Consider the following 21,608-nt stretch of genomic DNA (forward strand, 5'->3'; position numbering starts at 1 on the left):
GTGGTGACCCGGACGCCGGGACGGGCGGCGAGGTCGGCGGCGAGGCGGCGCGCCTCGGTGGTGCCGCCGAGGATCAGGACGTGCACGGGCATGAGGGTGAGCGTACGAGGTCGTACCGGCCGTTCCGGAGCCCGGGTCACTACGCGGCCGGGCTCGGTGTGGCTCTGGTGACCAACACGACGTCCCGTACGCGGGCGTCGACCGCCGCGACCCTGTCGGAGGCCGGGTTCGCGGTGAGCGCCGAGAACGTGCTCACGGCGCCCGCGGCCACCGCAGCCCACCTCGCCGCACGCTTTCCGGGCGCCCGCTGCGCCCTCCTGAACAGCGGGGACATCACGGAGGACCTCACCGACGTCACCCTGGTCGACGAGGAGCGCCCGGACATGGACGTGGACGTAGACGTGGTCGTGCTCGGCGGCGCCGGGCCCGAGTTCGGCTACGCGGCGCTCAACCGGGGCCTTCGGGTACCTCGCACAGTGGGCTGCGGCCGTTCTGTCCGACCTGTCCGTGGCAGGTCAGAGCGCGAGACCGGTGAGAACCAGAACGCGCTCGTATGTGTAGTCGTCCATCGCGAACTTCACGCCCTCGCGGCCCACACCGGACTGCTTCGCGCCGCCGTACGGCATCTGGTCGGCGCGGTAGGACGGGACGTCGCCGATGACGACACCGCCGACCTCCAGGGCACGGTGGGCCCGGAAGGCGACCTGGAGGTCGTGCGTGAACACGCCCGCCTGGAGACCGAACTTGGAGTTGTTGACCGCGGCGAACGCCTCGGCCTCGCCGTCCACCTTCTGCACGGTGAGGACGGGACCGAAGACCTCCTCGCAGGCGATGGTGACGTCGGCCGGGACCTCGGTCAGCACGGTCGGCGCGTACGAGGCGCCGTCGCGCTTGCCGCCGGCGAGCAGCTTGGCGCCCGCGGCGACGGCCTCGTCCACCCAGGACTCGACACGCTTGGCGGCGTCCTCGCTGACCAGCGGGCCGACGTCGGTCGCGGAGTCGGACGGGTCACCGGTGACCTGGGCCTCGACGGCGGCGACGATACGCGGCACCAGGCGGTCGTAGACGGACGCGTCGGCGATCACGCGCTGCACGGAGATGCAGGACTGGCCGCCCTGGTAGTTGGAGAAGGTCGCGATGCGGGTCGCGGCCCAGTCCAGGTCGGCGTCGCTCGCGAAGTCGCCGAGGACGACGGCCGCGCCGTTGCCGCCCAGCTCCAGGGTGCAGTGCTTGCGCGGCACCGAGTCCATGATGGCGTAGCCGACCTTGTCGGAACCGGTGAAGGAGATGACCGGCAGGCGCTCGTCCTGGACGAGGGCGGGCATGCGGTCGTTCGGCACCGGCAGGACGCTCCACGAACCGGCGGGCAGCTCGGTCTCGGCGAGCAGCTCACCGAGGATCAGGCCGGACAGCGGGGTGGCAGGCGCCGGCTTCAGGATGATCGGCGCGCCGGCGGCGATGGCCGGGGCGATCTTGTGGGCGCACAGGTTCAGCGGGAAGTTGAACGGCGCGATGCCGAGCACGACACCCTTCGGGAAGCGCCGGGTCAGGGCGAGACGCCCCTGACCGCCGAGGTCGGTGTCGAGCCGCTGGGCCTCGCCGCCGTTGAACCGGCGGGCCTCCTCGGCGGCGAACCGGAACACGGACACGGCACGGCCGACCTCGCCGCGCGCCCACTTGATCGGCTTGCCGTTCTCGGCGGAGATCAGCTGGGCGATCTCCTCGGTGCGCTCGACCAGGCGCTTGCTGACGTGGTCCAGGGCGGCGGCACGGACGTGCGCCGGGGTGGCGGCGAACTCGTCCCGCACGGCGTACGCGGCGGCCACGGCCTCCTCGACCTGGGCCTCGTTCGGCACGCTGACCTTGCCGACGAGCCGACCGTCCCACGGGGAGGTGACGTCGAAGGTGTCCTCGCCGGTGACCTGGCGGCCGGCGAGCCAGAAGGCGTGGGTGGCTCCCACAATTTTTTCCTGGGGCATGTGCGAGTCCCGGCCTTTCCGCGTTGGGGGGTGCTCTTGCGCTTTCGTGGTCCACGGTAGGGCGGGGGCGGGCGGGGGTCGCTTGTCCGAGTCGTAGCAGTCGGGGGGCGGGGTACGCCGGATTGGCGCGGTCGGCGCTCCGCTGGAGGCGGGTGCTACTCCGCCGAGGTCGCCTTCAGGGCCAGCCACAGCTCCATCCGCACGTCCGGATCGTCCAGGCTGCGCCCGAGGATCTCCTCGACCCTGCGCATCCGGTACCGCAGTGTGTGCCGGTGCACGCCCAGGTCCGCCGCCGCCGCGTCCCACTGGCCGTGCCGGGACAGCCAGGCCCGCAGGGAGGCCACCAGATCCCCGCGCCCCGTCGCGTCGTGCTCGTGCAGCGCCCGCAGCAACCCGTCGGCGAACGCCTTGACCGCGTCGTCGGCCAGCAGCGGCAGCACCGAGCCCGCCGCCAGTTGCTCGTGCTCCACGAACACCCGCCCCCGCCGCCGCGCCACCGACAGCGCCTGCTCGGCCTGCTTGTAGGCCGCCGCCGCGGCGATCGGCCCGGCCGGCGCCGACAGGCCGACGACCAGCTCGTCCTCGTCGGTGCCCGTCTGGTCCGGCACCGCCCGCGCCGCCTCCAGCGCCGCCGCGTACGCGGCGCACGCGGACACCGCCGCGCCTCCGTCCGCGGCGAGCACCACCAGCCGCTCCCGGTCCGGCACCAGGAGCACGGCCTCCCCGGCGCGCACGGCGGCCGACTCGACACTCTCGGCGAGCCCGCCGAGCGGGTCGCCGCCGGCATCGGCGACCGGCGAGGCGGCGGGCGGGGCGGCGGCCTTGCCGGGCTTGGCGGCGGGCATGCGCGCGGGCGTCTGCGACGGTGTCTGCACAGGTGCCTGCATCTGCGTGCCGGCATGCGCGTCGGCGTGGGCTCGCGCGGCGGAGCCGGACGCCGACTCGGCGACGATCACCCGGAAGGGCGCGTCGAGCAATCCGCCGTACAGATCCCCGGCGACGGCCCGCGCGTGGTCGGGCTCCCCGGCGAGCAGCATGCGCAGCACGGCCGCGCCGATCCGCTGCTCGGCCGCCCGCAGGGAGCGGGAACGTTCGGTGGTGAGGGTGAGCAGGGCGATGGCGGAGTGGACGGCGTAGCGCTCGGCCGTGCCGAGGGCCGCCGCCGTGCCGACGGCGAGCGCGGCGCGCGGGCGGCGGCCGGTGCCCAGGGAGTGCAGCTCGATGCGGTCCTCGTTGTCGGGTCCGCCGACCACGGAGGAGGCGGGCGCGGGCCGCTCCCGCAGCCGCTCCACCTCCGCCGTCAGCCGTGCCGCCCTGCGGCCCGCCCACTCGGGCGCGGCAGCGACGACGGAACCGGAGGCGTCGTAGAGCGCCGCCCACCCGTCGACCTGCGCGGCGAGCGCGGCGAGCAGCCCCTCCGGGCCGGAGTTCAGGGTCTGCTTGGTCAGCTCGCGCTGGGCGGCGAAGCCTGCCGTGACCGCCCGGTACTGGTCGGCGGCGATGGCGGCGGACACGGCCTTGCTGATGGCGAGGAAGGGGGTGCGGCGCGGTACCTCCAGCAGGGGCAGCCCCTCCTCCCGGGAGGCGTCGACCAGGGCTGTGGGGATCTCCTCGTAATTCACCCCCACGGCGAAGCCGAGCCCGACGACCCCCGCCCCGGCCAGCCGCTTCACGTAGCGGCGCATGACCTCCGGATCCTCCGCGTCCAGCTTGAGCGCGGTGATCAGCAGCAGCTCGCCGCCCTCCATGTACGGCACGGGGTCGGCCAGCTCACTGACGTGCGCCCAGCGGACGGGCACGTCCAGCCGGTCCTCGCCCGCGCGCACGGTCAGCTTGAGCGCGGAGTGGTGGACGAGGGAGGCGAGGGTGAGGGGCATGGGGCCTTCAGCGTGGGGAGGATCGGTGGTGCGGTGATCTTTTGGCCGCCACGTATGAACGACCTACTCCGATTCTGCCTCACCGTACGATCCGGCGACGCCCTTGAGCCGCAACTCAGCCCCGCAGATCCACCAGCAACGGCGGCGCGTGCTCCCCCCGCACGGTGGTCAACGACAACACCGCATGCCCCGGCGGAACCCCGTGCGCCAACTCGGAGGCGGACCAGCGCTCTCGCTCTACCTGGCGGACGGTGACGGCATCCGTGGTCACCGGCTTGCCCGTGCCCAGTTTCCGCACGGCGTGGATCAGCCTCGTCACCGGCTGATTCGCGAAGACCGTGTGCTTGGCGACCTCGGTGGTCTCCACCCACTCGGTGCCCCAGGTCTGCGCGAACAGGGCACCCTCCCACGTGGTCATGCCCGAGAAGGCGAGATGGCAGCCGACTGCGGCGAGCAGCGGCTGACGCAGGTGCTCCGGTACGTCGCCCAGTGCCCGCAGGTTCAGTACGACGCCCGCGTTGCTCTGCCGCAGCCGCCGCAGGGAACGCACGGATTCGGCGGTGATCGCGTGCGTGGCGTCGTCCAGGACGAGGCAGGCGAACAGGGACCGGTCCCGGCGGACTGCCATGCTCGCTGTGAACTGTGCGAGCAGGAGCCGGGTCAGGAGCTGGGCAGCCTCCGGGTGAGCCCGCTGCGGCACGTCGATCCTGACCCTCAGCGGGTAGTCGAGAGAGCGCAGGGTGAAAGGCGAGGCGTCCGCGGAGGTGTCGAAGAAGCCCGCGAAGGCCGGGCGGTCAAGGCAGGCGATCCGGTCGGCGAGGATCACCCCCGGGTCCCCGGGGAGGCCCGCCTGACGTGCGCGCGTGTCGAGTTCCCGGTGCAGGGCCGGGTGCATCTGTGGGTCCAGCATCGTCCTGAGCTGCTGCAACGCCGACGGCACCCCGTCCAGCAGCTCCCGGAGTTCGGCCACGGACGGGAAACGGCCGTGCACCGCCCGGAACGGCCCGAGCAACTGGGCCAGCACGGTCCCGGCGCGCCGCTGGTCGACCTCGGTCAGGTCACCGACGAGGGCGTCCGCGAGGAGCGTGGCCGCCTCGTCCGGGTCGTCGGCCCCGCCATAGAGGTCGAGGTCGTACGCCGACGTCTGGTCTCCCAGCCTGACCACGATGTCGTAGCCGTCGTCGGCCCCCAGAGGAGTTCCTGCGGCGCACACCACGACGAGGGCTGCCTGCCCGGACAGGGCCTGGAGGGCGAGGGACTCGGCGATGGGGCGCACCAGACGCTCGGTCTTGCCGGAGCCGGACGGGCCGACGGCGAGCAGCGAGGTGCCCAGCGTGGCGGGATCCACTGCGGCGCCTGCATCACGGCGGGCCGACGGTGTGCGCTCGACGTCCGCGAACCGGCCGATGCGTACCTGGGAGGTGAGCAGGTCGTGCAGGGCGGCTCGGGCGGGCAGGTCCCGCTGTCCCGAAGGGTGTGGACAGGCGTGGGCCCCGTCCCGGAGCACGGCCGAGGTGAACGCGTCCAGGCGCGCGGGATCGGCCACCGCGGAGGCCCAGGCACGGCGGATACGTGCACAGTCCACGTCGTTCATCCGGCCGGTGCGCACCTCCTCGGCCAGCCGCTCGGCCGCGGCGCTCTGGCCGTAGGCACGCAGCTCCGGCCAGTCGGCAGGGGTCTCAGCGACAGCCTCCATCGGGCTCTCGGGCCCCGTCTCGGGGCGGCGCAGACCGCGCAGCAGCCCCAGCCAGTCACCGGCTACGGCAAACGGCAGCAGGCCCAGGAGAGTGAGTACGGTCTTGAATACCCGAAACCGGTGCACGGAGCTCACTTCGGTGGGGCCGACGTACCAGTCTTGCGGCGCCAGACTCAAGGCGAGCCTCAGATACGGCAGCAGTTCGTGCCAGACGACGAGCCAGAGGATCAGTGACGCGAGGATGACAGCGCGCAGCGCACGGGACGGCTGCGAACGGTCGATCACGTAGCGCTGGACGGCCTCCCTCCAGTTGCCCACCCGTCCGAAGTAATAGAGCGCCACGGTGGCGAAGATGCTGTCGTAGACAGCGTGCGCGATACGGGCCGTATGGGTCTGCTCGAGCCAGTCGGACGGCAAGACGAGTTCCAGCAGAACGTTCTTGTGGGGCACCAGGTTGTTGTGCCACAACGACCACACCAGCAGGGCCGCGAGCAGCGCTCCGACGGCCCCGGCCACCAGGGCCCGGTCGGAGACCCGGTCCGCAGCTTCCTGGGGGCGGGGACGGTATCCGTAGCGCCACAGCCCGGGCTCGGCCTCGGCGCGCGGGGTGCGCAGCCAAGCCAGCACGCCCGGTCCTGCGGTGTCCTGCGCCGATGTCCGACCGCCGCCGGGGGTGCGCGCCGGGCGCGGCGGCGCCGACGGCATCGGCGGTACCGAGAAGGCCCCCCGAGGCCCCCCAGCCCCCTCCACAGGCGTACTCGGGCGCGGTACCGGATTCGCATGCGTGTCGCGCGCGTCCCGTGTGCCGTCGCTGTTCATCGCCCTTGCCCCCTGACCAGCCGTTCGTCCACCATCAGCGAGCCAATCTAACGCCCCGGCAAGGGGAGTTCACCGCTTACGTGGCCGAGAGGAGTGCTCGACCGGGGGTACCCGGGCCGTGCGGGCTATGTCCACCGCGGACAAGCGAATGGCCCGACAACGCCCACATGGAGCATGCCCCACCCCCATTCCCGGCCCTAGCCTGCGAAGAAAGATAGGTAAGCGTCGGAAAACGCACCGCCGGAGCCGTCCGGAGACAGCCCGGAAGAACCCGGGTCCGCTTGGCCGTCCGGTCCGCAAGAACACTCAGGGAGCCCCCATGACCGCACTTCCGCAGGAGCGCCGCGTCGTCACCGCCATCCCCGGCCCGAAGTCGCAGGAACTGCAGGCCCGCCGTACCTCGGTGGTCGCGCAGGGCGTGGGCTCCGTGCTGCCGGTGTTCACCGCGCGCGCGGGCGGCGGCATCATCGAGGACGTCGACGGGAACCGGCTCATCGACTTCGGCTCCGGCATCGCGGTGACGAGCGTCGGCGCCTCCGCCGAGGCCGTCGTGCGCCGGGCCTCCGCCCAGCTCGCCGACTTCACCCACACCTGTTTCATGGTCACCCCGTACGAGGGCTACGTGGAGGTCGCCGAGGCCCTGGCCGAGCTGACCCCGGGCGACCACGCCAAGAAGTCCGCGCTGTTCAACTCCGGCGCCGAGGCCGTCGAGAACGCCGTCAAGATCGCGCGTGCGTACACCAAGCGCCAGGCCGTCGTCGTGTTCGACCACGGCTACCACGGGCGTACCAACCTGACCATGGCGCTCACCGCCAAGAATATGCCGTACAAGCACGGCTTCGGGCCCTTCGCGCCCGAGGTCTACCGGGTGCCCGTCGCGTACGCGTACCGCTGGCCGACCGGTCCGGAGAACGCCGGTCCCGAGGCCGCCAAGATGGCCATCGACCAGATGTCCAAGCAGGTCGGCGCGGACAACATCGCCGCGATCATCATCGAGCCGGTGCTCGGCGAGGGCGGCTTCATCGAGCCGGCCAAGGGCTTCCTGCCGGAGATCGTGAAGTTCGCCAACGAGAACGGCATCGTCTTCGTCGCGGATGAGATCCAGTCCGGTTTCTGCCGGACCGGGCAGTGGTTCGCCTGCGAGGACGAGGGCATCGTCCCGGACCTGATCACCACCGCCAAGGGCATCGCCGGCGGTCTGCCGCTGGCCGCCGTCACCGGCCGCGCCGAGATCATGGACGCCGCGCACGCCGGTGGCCTGGGTGGCACGTACGGCGGTAACCCCGTCGCCTGCGCCGGTGCGCTCGGCGCCATCGAGACGATGAAGGAGCTGGACCTCAACGCCAAGGCGAAGAACATCGAGGCGATCATGAAGTCCCGCCTCGGCGCCATGGCCGAGAAGTTCGACATCATCGGCGACGTCCGTGGCCGCGGCGCCATGATCGCCATCGAGCTGGTCAAGGACCGTGCCACCAAGGAGCCGAACCCGGAGGCCACCGCCGCCCTCGCCAAGGCCTGCCACCAGGAGGGCCTGCTGGTCCTGACCTGCGGCACCTACGGCAACGTGCTGCGCTTCCTGCCCCCGCTGGTCATCGGCGACGACCTGCTGGGCGAGGGCCTCGACATCATCGAGCAGGCCTTCGCGCGCATCTGAGCGGGAAGTCTGCACCCTGGAGAGGGCTTTGAGCCCCCGAAAGGGCTCTGACGGGCACCTACGGCAGGCCGTGTGAAGAAGGTGTGCGAGGTGGATGGCGGGATGCAGTTCCGTCTGCCCAAGCGCCCTGACCTGCCGTAGGTTCTACCCAGATGAGAGATACACCCCGCCCACAGGGGACTGTGGGCGGCACCAGGCCGGGGCCTCCCCAGCTTCGACCTGGTCGTGCCCTCGCGCACACAACCGGCGCCTGACGGCTCCGGGATCTCCTCACCGATCGGACGGTCGCCGCCCCAAACCCCCCGGGGCGCGCGACGTTCCGATCCGGACGGCCGCCTCGGAACCATCCCCCCCGTTCCGGGGCGGCCGACCTCCTTCCAGCCCAACTGTTCCTGCCCTTTCCGTCCGGACCTGCGAAGCTGGGCTCCGTGTCGACCTCAACGGACCCGCGCCTCAAGTACGCGCTGCTGGGCCTGCTCCCGGCCCTCGTCTTCGCCCTGATCACCTGGCAGGTCGTCGCCCACGGCCCGCTGCTGCGCGTGGACGCGCGGCTGAGCCGGGCCCTGGTCCGTCCGGACGGGTTCTCCCGGCTGCTCTCCGAGCTGGGCGACATCCAGGTCGCGGTCCCTGTGCTGGCGCTCGCCGCGGGGTACGCCGCCTGGCGCGGCCGGGCCGCCGGGCTGCCCCTGTGGTGGTTGCCGCCCGCTGCTGCGGCCCTGCTGATGGTGCTGCTCCCGGCGATCATCATCCCGCTGAAGGACTGGACCGCCCGGCCGGGGACCCCCGCCCTCCCCCCGGCCGTCGGCTTCTTCCCCTCCGGCCACACGGCGACCGCAGCCGCCGCCTACGGCTCCGCGACGCTGCTCCTCCTCCCCTGGCTCCGCACGGTCTACGCCCGCCGTGAGCTGGTCATCGGCTGCGGCGTCGGCAACTTCGGCGTCGGCTACGGGCTGGTCCGCCACGGCTACCACTGGCCGCTGGACGTGGTGGCCAGCTGGTGCCTGTGCGCGGTTCTGCTGACCGCCCTGTCCCCCGTACTCGGCCTCAGCCGAAGTACGCGTCGAAGTCCCTCTGGAACTCCCAGTTCGAGTAGCGATCCCAGTTCACCGACCACCTCATCAGCCCCCGAAGAGCCGGCCAGGTCCCATGGGTCGCGTACGAGCCGCAGTTCGTCCGCTTCGTCAGGCAGTCCAGAGCCTTCGTGACCTCGGCCGGGGCCGGCGCCGCCCATGGAGTGGTACTGCCGGGCTCCGCGGTACGGATGCCGGTGCCGAGCCAGCGGGTGGCGGTGCCCGGCGGCACGAAGAAGCCCACCCGGTTGCCCCCGAAGTCGGTCGGCACGGGGCCGGGTCGACCGAGGAGGTGGGTGAGCACGTCGAGGCGGGAATAGCCGAGCTCGCCCGGCCATTCGGACGGCCGCCTACGCCCCAGTCATCAGAAAGGCCCCCCTCTCTCGTCGACGCGGTCGCGTCAGGTGGAGAGAGGGAGGCCTTCCGGCGGCATTACGCAGGTTCCGCCACCTGCTCTATCTGACCCGGGTCACATTCCAGCGTCGGTCGCGGCACCGTCATCGGTGGTCGTGGTCCCGGCACCAGCCCCGGTGTCCTGCTGCGGCTGGTCCTGCTGGGTCTGGTCCTGCTGACCCTGGTCCTGCTGCGGCTGGTCCTGCTGACCCTGATCCTGCTGACCCTGATCCTGCTGACCCTGATCCTGCTGACCCTGATCCTGCTGGCCCTGGTCCTCCTGGGCCTGGCCGGGCTGCGGGTCCTGCTGCGGCTGGTCCTGCTGGGCCTGGTCCTGCTTCGCCTGGTCCTCCACAGCCTGCCCCGGCTTCGAGTCCTGCTGCGGCTGATCCTGCTGGGCCTGGTCCTGCTGGGCCTGGTCCTGCTTCGCCTGGTCCTCCACAGCCTGCCCCGGCTTCGAGTCCTGCTGCGGCTGGTCCTGCTGGGTCTGGTCCTGCTTCGCCTGGTCCTCCACAGCCTGCCCCGGCTTCGAGTCCTGCTGCGGCTGATCCTGCTGGGTCTGGTCCTGCTGTGCGGGGTCGGTCTTACCAGTGTCCGTCTTGCCCGGGTCCGTCGTCCCGGAGTCGCTCGACCCGGAGTCCTTCTTGTCGGAGCCCGAGTCTTTCTTGTCGGAGCCCGGGTCGGACGAACCGTGATCCGAGTGATCCGAGTGATCCGAGTGATCCGAGTGATCCGAGTGATCCGAGTGATCCGAGTGATCCGACTTGTGGGAGTCCCAGTCCCCGTGGCTGGGGTCCTTCTTCCAGTGACCCTCGTCGTGCAGGTCCCAGTAGTGGTCCTGGTGATGGTGGTGGTCGTGGAAGTAGTAGACGTTGTCGTAGGAGTCCCAGAAGTAGAACCGGTGATGGTCCGACCACACGTAGTAGCAGTTGTGGTCGTAGTCCCAGTAGTACTTGTAGTGGTCGTCCCAGCAGTAGAAGTCGTGGTGCTTCTTCCAGTGCTTCGTGTACGTGACCTCCCAGCAGTACCGCTTGTGGTGGTCGTGCTGCGGAGCTGTACGCACCGTCGACGGCTGGTGCATCGGGGCCGCCGTGGCGACCGCGGCCGGCAGCATGACGCCTCCGGCGACGACGGCGGCGGAGGCCACCGCCGTCGCCAGACCCAGGCGGCGCTTGGTCCGCGAGTCGTCGTTCTTGCGGGTGATGCGAGTCATGATCTTCTCCTGCTGATCCGAAGTGGAAGTCGGTGCCTCCCGGCGAGGCCCGTGCTTCAAGTACGCCGGAATCCAGCAGCAGGGTCATGTTCCGGAATCTCGTGGCTTGACTCAGCCATAAGGACCGGGTAAAAGCGTCGCCTCGGCTCAGCTGTCGAAGCCCAGCCCCAGCCGGTCCATCGTGCGCAGCCACAGGTTCCTGCGGCCCCCGTGGGCGTCCGCGCGGGCCAGGGACCACTTGGTGAGGGCGATGCCCGTCCAGGCGAAGGGTTCCGGCGGGAACGGCAGCGGCTTCTTGCGGACCATCTCCAGCTCCGTCCGCTCGGTGCGCTCCCCCTCCAGCAGGTCCAGCATCACGTCGGCGCCGAAGCGGGTCGCGCCGACGCCGAGGCCGGTGTAGCCCGCCGCGTACGCCACCTTCCCCTGGTGGGCGGTGCCGAAGAACGCCGAGAAGCGGGAGCAGGTGTCGATGGCGCCGCCCCATGCGTGCGTGAAGCGGACGCCCTCCAGCTGCGGAAAGCAGGCGAAGAAGTGGCCCGCGAGCTTGGCGTAGGTCTCCGGGCGGTCGTCGTACTCGGCGCGCACCCGGCCGCCGTAGTGGTGGATCGCGTCGTACCCGCCCCACAGGATCCGGTTGTCGGCGGACAGCCGGAAGTAGTGGAACTGGTTGGCCGAGTCGCCGAGCCCCTGGCGGTTCTTCCAGCCGATGTCCGCGAGCTGCCCGTCGCTGAGCGGCTCGGTCATCAGCGCGTAGTCGTAGACCGGGACGGTGTACGAGCGCAGGCGCCGCAGCAGGCTCGGGAAGATGTTCGTGCCGAGCGCGACCTGGCGGGCGCGGACCGAGCCGTACGGGGTGCGTACGGCCATCCCGGCGCCGTACTGCTTCAAAGTGAGCGCGGGCGTGTGCTCGTACACGCGGACGCCGAGCCTGATGCACGCCTGCTTCAGGCCCCAGGCCAGCTTGGCGGGGTGGAGCATGGCCACACCCCGGCGGTCCCACAGGCCCGCCTCGAAGGTGGGCGAGTTGACCTGCTCGCGCACGGTGTCGGCGTCCAGGAAGTCGATGCCGTCGGCGAGGCCCTTCTCCTCCAACTCCCGGTGCCAGTCGCGCAGTTCCCAGGCCTGGTAGGTCTCGGTGGCGACGTCGATCTCGCCGGTGCGCTCGAAGTCGCAGTCGATGCCGTGCTGGCTGACGGCCGCCTCGATCTCGTCGAGGTTGCGCCGGCCCAGCTCCTCCAGCTTGTGGATCTCATCGGGCCAGCGGGTGAGGCCGTTGGGCAGGCCGTGGGTGAGGGAGGCGGCGCAGAAGCCGCCGTTGCGGCCGGAGGCGGCCCAGCCCACCTCGCGGCCTTCCAGCAGGACCACGTCGCGCTGCGGGTCGCGCTCCTTCGCGTTGAGCGCGGTCCACAGTCCGCTGTATCCGCCGCCGACGACCAGCAGGTCGCAGGTGTCGGTGCCGGTGAGCGCGGGCTCGGCGTGTGGCTTGCCGGGGTCTTCCAGCCAGTACGGGACCGGCTGGGCTTCGGAAAGAGAGGAGATCCAGTTGTCTTTGCCACGACTCATGGCGCTTGGGGCCATGATTTCAACTCCCTACGAGGACTTTCCTGAAAGGCTTATGCCTTTTGGTTGTTACGGCGATTGGTGATGAGCATCGAGACCAGGACGAACAGTACGGCGACGAGGAACATGGCCGTACCGATGACATTGATCTGAACGGGCGTTCCGCGCTGCGCCGAACCCCAGACGAACATGGGGAAGGTGACCGTCGAGCCCGCGTTGAAATTGGTGATGATGAAATCGTCGAAGGAGAGCGCGAAGGACAGCAGCGCGCCCGCCGCGATTCCGGGTGCCGCGATCGGCAGGGTGACCCGCAGGAAGGTCTGCACGGGGCCGGCGTACAGGTCCCGGGCGGCCTCCTCAAGGCGCGGGTCCATCGACATCACGCGCGCCTTGACCGCGGTGACGACGAAGCTGAGGCAGAACATGATGTGCGCGATCAGGATCGTCATGAAGCCGAGCTGGGCGCCCATGTTGAGGAACAGGGTGAGCAGCGAGGCGGCCATGACGACCTCGGGCATCGCCATCGGCAGGAAGATCAGCGAGCTGACGGCGCCGCGCGCGCGGAAGCGGTAGCGGACCAGCGCGAAGGCGATCATCGTGCCGAGGACGGTCGCGCCGAGCGTCGCCCAGATCGCGATCTGGAGGCTGATGGACAGCGAGCCGCACATGTCGGCGACCCCGCACGGGTCCTTCCAGGCCGCTATGGAGAACTGCTGCCACTCGTAGTTGAAGCGCCCCTTCGGCTTGTTGAAGGAGAACACGGTGACGATGACGTTGGGCAGCAGAAGATAAGCGAGCGTCAGGAGTCCCGCGATGACGACGAGACGGCGCTTGAGCCAGGTGACGAAGGGCATTTAGACCAGATCCTCCGTCCCGGACCGGCGGATGTAGACCGTGACCATGAGCAGGATCGCGGCCATGAGAATGAAGGAGAGTGCAGCCGCCGTCGGATAGTCCAGAATGCGCAGGAACTGCGTCTGGATGACGTTTCCGATCATGCGGGTGTCGGTGGAGCCGAGCAGTTCGGCGTTGACGTAGTCACCGGCCGCCGGAATGAAGGTCAGCAGGGTGCCCGAGACCACGCCCGGCATCGACAGCGGGAAGGTGACCTTGCGGAAGGTGGTCCACGGCTTGGCGTACAGGTCGCCGGCCGCCTCGTGCAGCCGCCCGTCGATCCGCTCCAGCGAGGTGTAGAGCGGCAGGATCATGAACGGCAGGAAGTTGTATGTCAGTCCGCACACCACCGCGAGCGGGGTGGCGAGGACGCGGTCGCCCGCCGTCCAGCCGAGGAAGCTGGTCAGGTCCAGGATGTGCAGCGAGTTGAGGGTGTGCACGACCGGGCCGTTGTCGGCGAGGATCGTCTTCCAGGCCAGGGTGCGGATCAGGAAGCTGGTGAAGAACGGCGCGATCACCAGGATCATGATCAGGTTCCGCCAGCGGCCCGCGCGGAAGGCGATCAGGTACGCCAGCGGGTAGCCGAGCAGCAGACACAGCACGGTCGCGGCGGCGGCGTAGAAGACGGAGCGCAGGAACTGCGGCCAGTACTCGGACAGGGCGTTCCAGTAGGTGACGAAGTGCCAGGTGACCTTGTAGCCCTGCTCCAGGGAGCCCGTCTGCACGGACGTGGAGGCCTGGTAGATCATCGGCAGCGCGAAGAAGACGATCAGCCACAGCATGCCGGGGAGCAGCAGCCAGTACGGCGTGAATCTGCCGCGCCTGCGCGGGGGCTTCGTCTCGGGGGCCGGCGCCGCGACGGGCGCCTCGGCCTTGGTGATCGTCGTCATCAGGCGGCCTCTTCCCCGACCGTCTCCACGCCGGCGTCGATGTCTTGGGCGGCGTCCAGGCCGAAGGTGTGCGCCGGGCTCCAGTGCAGGACGACTTCGGCGCCGGGGACGAGCCGGGCGTCGCGCTCGACGTTCTGGACGTAGACCGCGAGTTCGTCGCAGACCGGGCTGTCGATCACGTACTGCGTGGAGACGCCGATGAAACTCGCGTCCGCGATCTTGCCGGCGAGGCGGTTGCGGCCCTCCGGGATCTCCCCCGCGTCGTCGGCGTGGGTGAGCGAGATCTTCTCAGGGCGGATGCCGACCAGCACCTTGCCGCCGGTCGTCGTCGGGGCGCTGCAGCGCGCCTCGGGCAGCACCAGCTTGCCGCCGCCCGCCTTGAGCACGAGGTCGCCGCCGCTCCTGGAGTCGACCTCGGCCTCGATGAGGTTGGAGGTGCCGAGGAAGTTCGCGACGAAGGTGGTCTGCGGGTTCTCGTACAGGTCGGCGGGCGAGCCGAGCTGCTCGACGCGGCCCGCATTCATCACGGCGACCGTGTCGGCCATGGTCATGGCCTCCTCCTGGTCGTGCGTGACGTGGATGAAGGTGATGCCGACCTCGGTCTGGATGCGCTTGAGCTCCAGCTGCATCTGGCGGCGCAGCTTCAGGTCGAGGGCGCCGAGCGGCTCGTCGAGCAGGAGCACCTTCGGGTGGTTGATGAGCGCGCGGGCGACGGCGACGCGCTGCTGCTGGCCACCGGAGAGCTGGTGCGGCTTCTTGCGCGCCTGCTCGCCGAGCTGGACCAGCTCCAGCATCTCCTCGACCTGCTTCTTCACGCTCTTGATGCCGCGTCGACGCAGACCGAAGGCGACGTTCTCGAAGATGTCGAGGTGCGGGAAGAGGGCGTAGGACTGGAACACGGTGTTCACCGGCCGCTTGTACGGCGGCAGCTGCGTGACGTCCTGCTCGCCTAGGCGCACGGTGCCGCTCGTCGGCTCCTCCAGGCCCGCGATCATGCGCAGGGTGGTGGTCTTGCCGCAGCCGGAGGCGCCGAGCAGGGCGAAGAAGGAGCCCTGCGGCACGGTCAGGTCGAGCGGGTGTACGGCGGTGAAGGCGCCGTAGGTCTTGCCGATACCGGTGAGGCGGACGTCGCCGCTGTTGTCTGTCGTCGTCATCGTCGTCGTCACGCCCCTGTGAGCTTGGAGAACTTCTGCTGGTAGGCCGTCTCTTCCTTCGAGCTCAGTGAGCGGAAGGCGTGGGACCTGGCCTGCATGGCCTTGTCGGGCACGATCAGCGGGTTGCTCGCCGCCGATTTGTCGATCTTGGCCAGATAAGGCTGCACGCCCGCGACCGGACTCACGTAGTTGATGTAGGCGGCGAGTTCGGCGGCCGGCTCGGGCTCGAAGAAGTAGTCGATGAGCCGCTCGGCGTTCGTCTTGTGACGCGCCCTGTTGGGGATCAGCATGTTGTCGGTCGAGGTCATGTAGCCGCTGTCGGGAATGACGTAGCCGACGTCCGGGCTGTCCGCCTGGAGCTGGACGACGTCGCCGGCCCAGGCGATGCACGCGGCGAAGTCGCCCTTGCTCAGGTCGGACGTGTAGTCGTTGCCGGTGAAGCGGCGGATCTGGCCCTTGTCGACGGCCTTCTGCAGGCGGGCGATCACCGCGTCGAAGTCGTCGTCGCTGAACTTCGCCGGGTCCTTGCCCATGTCGAGCATGGTCATTCCGATGCTGTCGCGCATCTCCGTCAGGAAGCCGACACGGCCCTTGAGCTTGGGGTTGTCCAGCAGGTCGGAGACCGACTTCACCTCGATGCCGTCGAGCGCCTTCTTGTTGTACGCGATGACGGTCGAGATGCCCTGCCAGGGGTAGGAGTAGGCGCGGCCCGGGTCCCAGTCGGGGGCGCGGAACTGGTCCGACAGGTTGGCGAAGGCGTGCGGCAGGTTGGACGGGTCCAGTTTCTGGACGTACCCCAGCCTGATCATGCGCGCGGCCAGCCAGTCCGTGAGGACGATGAGGTCGCGGCCGGTGTCCTGGCCGGCGGCGAGCTGCGGCTGGATCTTGCCGAAGAACTCGTCGTTGTCGTTGATGTCCTCGGTGTACTTGACCCGGATACCGGTCCGTTTGGCGAACGCGTCGAGCGTGGGGTGGTTCTTGCCCTTGTCGTCCACGTCGATGTACTCGGGCCAGTTGGAGAAGTTGACGGCCTTCTCCTTGGCCGAGTGGTCATCGGCGGATACACCGCCCTGGGTTTTGGTCGCCGCGGGGATCCCGCAGGCGCTCAGCGCCCCGAGTCCGCCGACAGCGAGCGCGCCGCCCGCGGAGGCGCGCAGCAGCGAACGGCGGGTCATCGCGGCCCTGCCGCTTCGGAAGCTGCGGCGTATCGCGGCCAGTTCGACCGGTGTCAGACGGTCGGGCTCGTACTGCTCCATGCGCGTGGTGCCCTTTCGGGAGGGACGGGAGGGGTGGGTCGGCCTGGTCACGGGCCTGGTCGTCGCAACCGGCGGCAGCAAGAGAGGTTCTGCTACCGGTCCCCGAAGATCGTGCGGTGCCATTCCTTGCGGGCGACCGCAGTATTGTCGAACATGACGTGCTTGACCTGCGTGTACTCCTCGAATGAGTACGCCGACATGTCCTTGCCGAAGCCGGAGGCCTTGTAGCCGCCGTGCGGCATCTCGCTGATGATCGGGATGTGGTCGTTGATCCACACACAGCCCGCCTTGATCTCGCGGGTGGCGCGGTTCGCGCGGTAGACGTTGCCCGTCCACGCGGAGGCGGCGAGGCCGTACGGGGTGTCGTTGGCCAGCCGGATGCCCTCGTCGTCACTGTCGAACGGCAGCACGACCAGGACCGGGCCGAAGATCTCCGACTGCACGACCTCGCTGTCCTGCGGGGCGTCGGCGATCAGCGTCGGCCGGTAGTAGGCGCCGTCCTTGAGATCACCCTGGGGAGCCTCGCCGCCGGTCAGCACGCGCGCGTAGGCACGCGCACGGTCCACGAAGCCGGCGACGCGGTCGCGCTGGACGTGCGAGATCAGCGGGCCGAGGTCGGTGCCGGGCGCGAAGGGGTCGCCGAGCCGGACGCTCGCCATGAGGGCGGCCGTCTTCAGCAGGAACTCCTCGTAGAGCGGCCGTTGCACGTACGCGCGCGTGGCGGCCGTGCAGTCCTGCCCGGTGTTGATGAGCGCACCGGCGACGGCCCCGTTCACGGCGGCGTCCAGGTCGGCGTCGTCGAAGACGACGAAGGGCGCCTTGCCGCCCAGCTCCAGGTGGAGCCGCTTGACGGTGGCCGTGGCGACCTCGGCGACCCGCTTGCCGACGCCGGTGGACCCGGTGAAGGAGGTCATGGCGACATCGGGGTGCCCGACGAGGTGCTCACCGGCCTCCCTCCCCGTCCCGGTGACGATGTTGATCACGCCGTCCGGGATCCCGGCGTCCGTGGCGGCCTGGGCGAACATCAGCGAGGTGAGCGGGGTCAGCTCGGCGGGCTTGAGCACGATGGTGTTGCCCGCGGCGATCGCCGGGAGGATCTTCCAGGCAGCCATCTGCAGCGGGTAGTTCCAGGGCGCGATGGACCCGACGACACCGATCGGCTCACGGCGGACGTACGACGTGTGGTCGCCGGAGTACTCACCGGCGGACTGCCCCTGCAGGTGCCGGGCGGCCCCCGCGAAGAACGCGATGTTGTCGATGGTTCCCGGCACGTCGAACTCGCGCGTGAGCTTCAGCGGCTTGCCGCACTGGAGGGACTCCGCGCGGGCGAAGTCCTCGGCACGGTCGGCGAGCACGGCGGCGAACCGGTGCATGGCGTCGGAGCGCTCGCCGGGGGTCACCGAGGACCAGCCCGGGAAGGCGTCGCGCGCGGCGGCCACGGCCGCGTCGACGTCCTGCGTGCCGGCCAGCTCGTAGGTGTACACCTCCTCGCCGGTGGCGGGGTCGACCACGGCATGGGTATGACCGGAAGTGCCCTTCGTCAGTCGGCCCGCGATGTACTGCGCGCCCTCTGCGAAGCGCTCCTGCGCGGGGAATCGTTCCGGGGTGGCGGTGCCCGGGTTGTCCATGTCGCTCTCCTCCGCCTTCGACCGTCCCGGGGGGCGGGTGGCGTAGCTCCAGCTCGATTTGAGTGCCGATCCTGACAGAGCCATAGCACTCCAACAAGTGATTCCGTTGTTGCCTTTTGGTTACGCGACGGAATCTGTCGACCAGGTGTCGAGTCGAGAGGGAAAAGGCCGGACGGAGTGTCAGTGGTGCGTGCCACACTCGCATGCATGGGCAAGATCGACGGGGTGGAGTCCCTGATCAGAGAGGTTCGGGCAGGTGCCCGGATCAAGTACCTTCACTTCTGGGGGCACCGGCCGAGGCCGGACGGCCGGATCGGCGCGAGCTGTCTGAGCCAGTGGTGGCCGTCACCCTTCGTAGTGGAGGGTGTCACCTACGCGACGGCCGAGCACTGGATGATGGCCGGCAAGGCGCGGCTGTTCGGGGACGCGGAGGCGGAGCGCCGGGTGCTGGCCGCCGCGCATCCCGCCGAGGCCAAGAAGGCGGGGCGGCTGGTCCGCGACTTCGACGAGGCCATATGGGAGCGGGAGCGCTTCGAGATCGTGGCCGAGGGCAGCGTCCACAAGTTCGCCGCGCACGACGACCTGCGGGAGTTCCTGCTGGGCACCGGCGACCGGGTGCTGGTGGAGGCGAGCCCTGTGGACCGCGTGTGGGGCATCGGCCTCACCGCGGACGACGAGGCCGCGTCGGACCCGGAGCGCTGGAAGGGCCCCAACCTGCTGGGTTTCGCGCTGATGGAGGCACGGGAAAGGCTGGCGAGGGCGTAGCCCTGCGGGGCTCCGGCCGCGAAAGGGCCTCGCTTCGCCGACCGGTCAGAGGCGGAACGCGATGATCGCGGCGAACAGGAGCAGGACCAGGACGATGCCTGCCGCGCCGCAGATGAGGCCGGCCAGGGCCACGCCGGGGTTCGTGGCCTCGCCGCGGCCCGCCCTTGCGCGGCCGAGCGCGCCGAAGATCACCGACAGGATGCCCAGCACCAGGGCCACCGGCCAGACTATGAAGCCGACCGCCGACAGGATGCCGAGCACCAGGGAGGCCGTACCCATGCCGTTGCTCGGCATCGGCTGCATACCGGGCCAGCCGTAGCCGTAGCCGTTCCCGGCCGGGTATGAAGGGACACCGCCCGACCCGTACGGCGGCTGCGCCGCCTGGCCCGGATAGGCATAGCCGTACGGCGCCGGTCCGCCCGGGTAGCCGTACGGCACCTGCCCGGGGCCGTCGGGTGCGATGGGCGGCGGAGGCACGGCAGCGGCCTGGGGCTGGAAACCCGGGGCCGCGGGCGGAGAGAAGGGGTTGCCGGGGGCGGCCGGAGGGGCCCAGGCCGGGGGGAGATCAGTGGCCGCGGGCAGCGACGTCACCGTCTGCTGGTCGTGGACCGAGCCCGGCCAGGGCGCATCGGCAGGCCCAGGCTGCGGCACCTCGTCGGACATGACTGGCCCCCTCTGCAGAATGTCCCGCCATGCTACGGCGAGCATCCGGGGCACCCCGGCCCGGGGCCTGAGCCAGGGCCTACGATGCTCGGGAGTCATCGATCAGCCGATCACCCGCGCCCGGATCACGGACCACGGTCCGCGGGCGCCGTTCCCGGGGAGGAACCCTTGACCGACCACGACCTGCGCGCCTTCATCGCCGGACTGCCCAAGGCAGAACTGCATGTCCACCACGTAGGCTCCGCCTCCCCGCGCATCGTCTCGGAACTGGCCGCCCGCCACCCCGACTCCAAGGTCCCCACCGACCCCGAGGCCCTCACCCGGTACTTCACCTTCACGGACTTCGCGCACTTCATCGAGGTCTACCTCTCGGTCGTCGACCTCATCCGCACCCCGGAGGACGTCCGGCTGCTCACCTACGAGGTGGCCCGCGACCTGGCCCGGCAGCAGGTGCGGTACGCCGAGCTGACCATCACCCCGTTCTCCTCCACCCGCCGCGGCATCGACGAGCGGGCCTTCATGGACGCGATCGAGGACGCCCGGAAGTCGGCCGAGGCCGAGTTCGGGACCGTATTGCGCTGGTGCTTCGACATTCCCGGCGAGGCCGGACTCCAGTCGGCCGAGGAAACGGTGCGGCTCGCGACCGAGGACCGGGTCCGCCCGGAGGGCCTGGTGTCGTTCGGGCTCGGCGGACCCGAGATCGGCGTGGACCGGCCGCAGTTCAAGCCGTACTTCGACCAGGCCATCGCCGCGGGTCTGCGCTCCGTCCCGCACGCCGGGGAGACGACCGGCCCGCAGACCGTGTGGGACGCGCTGACCGAGCTGCGCGCGGAACGCATCGGGCACGGCACCAGCTCGGCCCAGGACCCCCGGCTGCTCGCCCACCTCGCCGAGCACCGCATCCCGCTGGAGGTCTGCCCGACCTCGAACATCGCCACGCGCGCGGTGCGTACGCTGGACGAGCACCCGATCAAGAAGTTCGTCGAGGCCGGGGTGCTGGTCACGATCAACTCCGACGACCCGCCGATGTTCGGCACCGACCTGAACAACGAGTTCGCGGTCGCCGCTGGCCTCCTCGACCTGGACGAGCGGGGCCTGGCCGACCTCGCCAAGAACGCCGTGGAGGCGTCCTTCCTGGACGCGGCGGGCAAGGCGCGGATCGCCGGGGAGATCGACACGTACACCACCGCCTGGCTCGCCCGCTGACACCTGCGCCCCGCTCGCCCCCGCTCCCCCGCCACAATGGGGGCCATGCAGACCGTGACCGCCGTGGCCCATCGCGGCGACCCCTACCGCTTCCGTGAGAACACCGTCGGCTCGCTGCGTTCCGCGCTCGTACAGGGCGCGGACGCGGTCGAGATCGACGTACGGCTCACCCGCGACGGCGTCCCCGTGCTGCTGCACGACGAGACGCTGAAGCGGCTGTGGGAGATCGACCGGCCGCTCGGCGCACTGTCCGCCGAGGAGGTGCGCGGGCTCACGGGGGGCGGGGTGCCGACGCTGGCGGAGGCGCTGGCGGCGACGGAGGGCAGCCGGGTGATGCTGGACCTGTGCGGGCGGGTCGACCGCCGCACGGTCCAGCGGATCATGGACGTGGTCCGCCAGAGCGGGGCCCGGGAGCGCGTGTACTACTGTGCGTACGCCGATGCCATGCTCGCCGTCCGGGCCGCCGACCCGGCCGCCGAGATCGCCCTGACCTGGACGACCCTCGCCCCGCCCCGGCCCGCCCTGCTGGACGCGATCCGCCCTCGCTGGCTCAACTACCGCTTCTCCCTGATCGACCGGAACCTGAGCGCGCGCATCCACCACGACGGGTACCTGCTGTCCGTCTGGACCCCGGACACCCGCCGCACCATGCGCCGCCTGCTCGACCTGGGCGTCGACTCCGTCACGACGAACCGCATCGACGCCCTGCACGCGCTGCGCAACGGCGCCTAGCCGTCCCCTAGGGGGAAGGCCCCTACAACTCCTCGGCATACAAGGGTCGTTGATCAGGGAGCGGCCGGGGTCGTACACCCTCCTCAGCGACGATCCGGGCGGCGGGCGGGCGGCAGAGGATGATCACGTACTTCACCGCGATCTTCCGAGCCTCCCAAG

The 21,608-nt window shown here is 70.3% G+C and carries 14 protein-coding genes and 4 pseudogenes; 6 read left to right on the top strand and 12 right to left on the bottom strand.

Annotation, left to right across the window (positions count from 1 at the left end):
- Nucleotides 1-92, bottom strand: a pseudogene (locus tag ACWD3E_RS33080) (cobalt-precorrin-6A reductase); the annotation flags it as partial.
- Between the two features lie 75 nt (nucleotides 93-167).
- On the opposite strand from ACWD3E_RS33080, the pseudogene ACWD3E_RS33085 reads away from it, so the two are divergent.
- Nucleotides 168-296, top strand: a pseudogene (locus tag ACWD3E_RS33085) (TIGR01458 family HAD-type hydrolase); the annotation flags it as partial.
- 219 nt (nucleotides 297-515) lie between these two features.
- On the opposite strand, the gene ACWD3E_RS33090 reads toward ACWD3E_RS33085, so the two are convergent.
- The 3 genes from ACWD3E_RS33090 to ACWD3E_RS33100 form a co-directional block, all read right to left on the bottom strand.
- Nucleotides 516-1,961: an aldehyde dehydrogenase family protein gene (locus tag ACWD3E_RS33090; protein WP_451391232.1), complete on the bottom strand. Its 1,446-nt coding sequence runs from the start codon at nucleotides 1,959-1,961 to the stop codon at nucleotides 516-518.
- Nucleotides 1,962-2,134: 173 nt separating this feature from the next.
- Nucleotides 2,135-3,856 carry a PucR family transcriptional regulator gene (locus ACWD3E_RS33095; protein ID WP_451391233.1) on the bottom strand — a complete coding sequence of 574 codons (1,722 nt, stop codon included), beginning with the start codon at nucleotides 3,854-3,856 and terminating at the stop codon, nucleotides 2,135-2,137.
- 115 nt (nucleotides 3,857-3,971) lie between these two features.
- The gene (locus tag ACWD3E_RS33100; protein WP_451391234.1) at nucleotides 3,972-6,371 is read right to left on the bottom strand and encodes an ATP/GTP-binding protein; all 2,400 of its coding nucleotides are present in this window, start codon (nucleotides 6,369-6,371) and stop codon (nucleotides 3,972-3,974) included.
- A gap of 319 nt (nucleotides 6,372-6,690) precedes the next feature.
- Here ACWD3E_RS33100 and gabT point away from each other — a divergent pair, with 319 nt between their 5' ends.
- Both gabT and ACWD3E_RS33110 read left to right on the top strand, forming a co-directional pair.
- The gene (gene gabT, locus ACWD3E_RS33105) at nucleotides 6,691-8,025 is read left to right on the top strand and encodes a 4-aminobutyrate--2-oxoglutarate transaminase (protein ID WP_451391235.1); all 1,335 of its coding nucleotides are present in this window, start codon (nucleotides 6,691-6,693) and stop codon (nucleotides 8,023-8,025) included.
- A 722-nt stretch (nucleotides 8,026-8,747) separates the two neighbouring features.
- A pseudogene (locus tag ACWD3E_RS33110) lies at nucleotides 8,748-8,996 on the top strand (phosphatase PAP2 family protein); the annotation flags it as partial.
- A 568-nt stretch (nucleotides 8,997-9,564) separates the two neighbouring features.
- Here ACWD3E_RS33110 and ACWD3E_RS33115 read toward each other — a convergent pair.
- The 7 genes from ACWD3E_RS33115 to ACWD3E_RS33145 all read right to left on the bottom strand — a co-directional run bounded on the left by ACWD3E_RS33115 (nucleotide 9,565) and on the right by ACWD3E_RS33145 (nucleotide 18,083).
- On the bottom strand, nucleotides 9,565-10,701 hold the full coding sequence (locus ACWD3E_RS33115; RefSeq protein ID WP_451391236.1) for a hypothetical protein: 1,137 nt from the start codon (nucleotides 10,699-10,701) through the stop codon (nucleotides 9,565-9,567).
- Nucleotides 10,702-10,848: 147 nt separating this feature from the next.
- Nucleotides 10,849-12,279, bottom strand: coding sequence for an NAD(P)/FAD-dependent oxidoreductase (locus ACWD3E_RS33120; RefSeq protein WP_451391237.1), 1,431 nt, complete (start codon nucleotides 12,277-12,279; stop codon nucleotides 10,849-10,851).
- Nucleotides 12,280-12,314: 35 nt separating this feature from the next.
- A complete protein-coding gene (locus ACWD3E_RS33125; protein WP_451391238.1) occupies nucleotides 12,315-13,115 on the bottom strand; it encodes an ABC transporter permease in 801 nt (266 codons plus the stop codon).
- Complete coding sequence (locus tag ACWD3E_RS33130) at nucleotides 13,116-14,045, bottom strand: ABC transporter permease (protein ID WP_451391239.1); 930 nt, start codon at nucleotides 14,043-14,045, stop codon at nucleotides 13,116-13,118. It lies immediately after the preceding gene.
- Nucleotides 14,045-15,199 (bottom strand): ABC transporter ATP-binding protein, encoded by a 1,155-nt coding sequence (locus tag ACWD3E_RS33135; protein WP_451391240.1) that lies wholly within the window; start codon nucleotides 15,197-15,199, stop codon nucleotides 14,045-14,047. The genes ACWD3E_RS33130 and ACWD3E_RS33135 overlap by 1 nt, the downstream gene beginning before the upstream one ends.
- A gap of 8 nt (nucleotides 15,200-15,207) precedes the next feature.
- Nucleotides 15,208-16,455, bottom strand: a complete 1,248-nt coding sequence (locus ACWD3E_RS33140) for an ABC transporter substrate-binding protein (protein ID WP_451391337.1) — start codon at nucleotides 16,453-16,455, stop codon at nucleotides 15,208-15,210.
- A 92-nt stretch (nucleotides 16,456-16,547) separates the two neighbouring features.
- On the bottom strand, nucleotides 16,548-18,083 hold the full coding sequence (locus tag ACWD3E_RS33145; RefSeq protein ID WP_451391241.1) for a gamma-aminobutyraldehyde dehydrogenase: 1,536 nt from the start codon (nucleotides 18,081-18,083) through the stop codon (nucleotides 16,548-16,550).
- A 207-nt stretch (nucleotides 18,084-18,290) separates the two neighbouring features.
- On the opposite strand from ACWD3E_RS33145, the gene ACWD3E_RS33150 reads away from it, so the two are divergent.
- Nucleotides 18,291-18,848: an NADAR family protein gene (locus ACWD3E_RS33150; RefSeq protein ID WP_451391242.1), complete on the top strand. Its 558-nt coding sequence runs from the start codon at nucleotides 18,291-18,293 to the stop codon at nucleotides 18,846-18,848.
- Between the two features lie 45 nt (nucleotides 18,849-18,893).
- Here ACWD3E_RS33150 and ACWD3E_RS33155 read toward each other — a convergent pair whose 3' ends face one another.
- A complete protein-coding gene (locus tag ACWD3E_RS33155) occupies nucleotides 18,894-19,511 on the bottom strand; it encodes a DUF4190 domain-containing protein (protein WP_451391243.1) in 618 nt (205 codons plus the stop codon).
- A gap of 67 nt (nucleotides 19,512-19,578) precedes the next feature.
- Between ACWD3E_RS33155 and ACWD3E_RS33160 the strand changes: the two are divergent.
- Nucleotides 19,579-20,717, top strand: a pseudogene (locus ACWD3E_RS33160) (adenosine deaminase).
- A gap of 45 nt (nucleotides 20,718-20,762) precedes the next feature.
- Nucleotides 20,763-21,449 carry a glycerophosphodiester phosphodiesterase gene (locus ACWD3E_RS33165; RefSeq protein WP_451391244.1) on the top strand — a complete coding sequence of 229 codons (687 nt, stop codon included), beginning with the start codon at nucleotides 20,763-20,765 and terminating at the stop codon, nucleotides 21,447-21,449.
- Nucleotides 21,450-21,608: the final 159 nt, after the last annotated feature.

Source organism: Streptomyces sp. NPDC002676 (assembly GCF_053592455.1).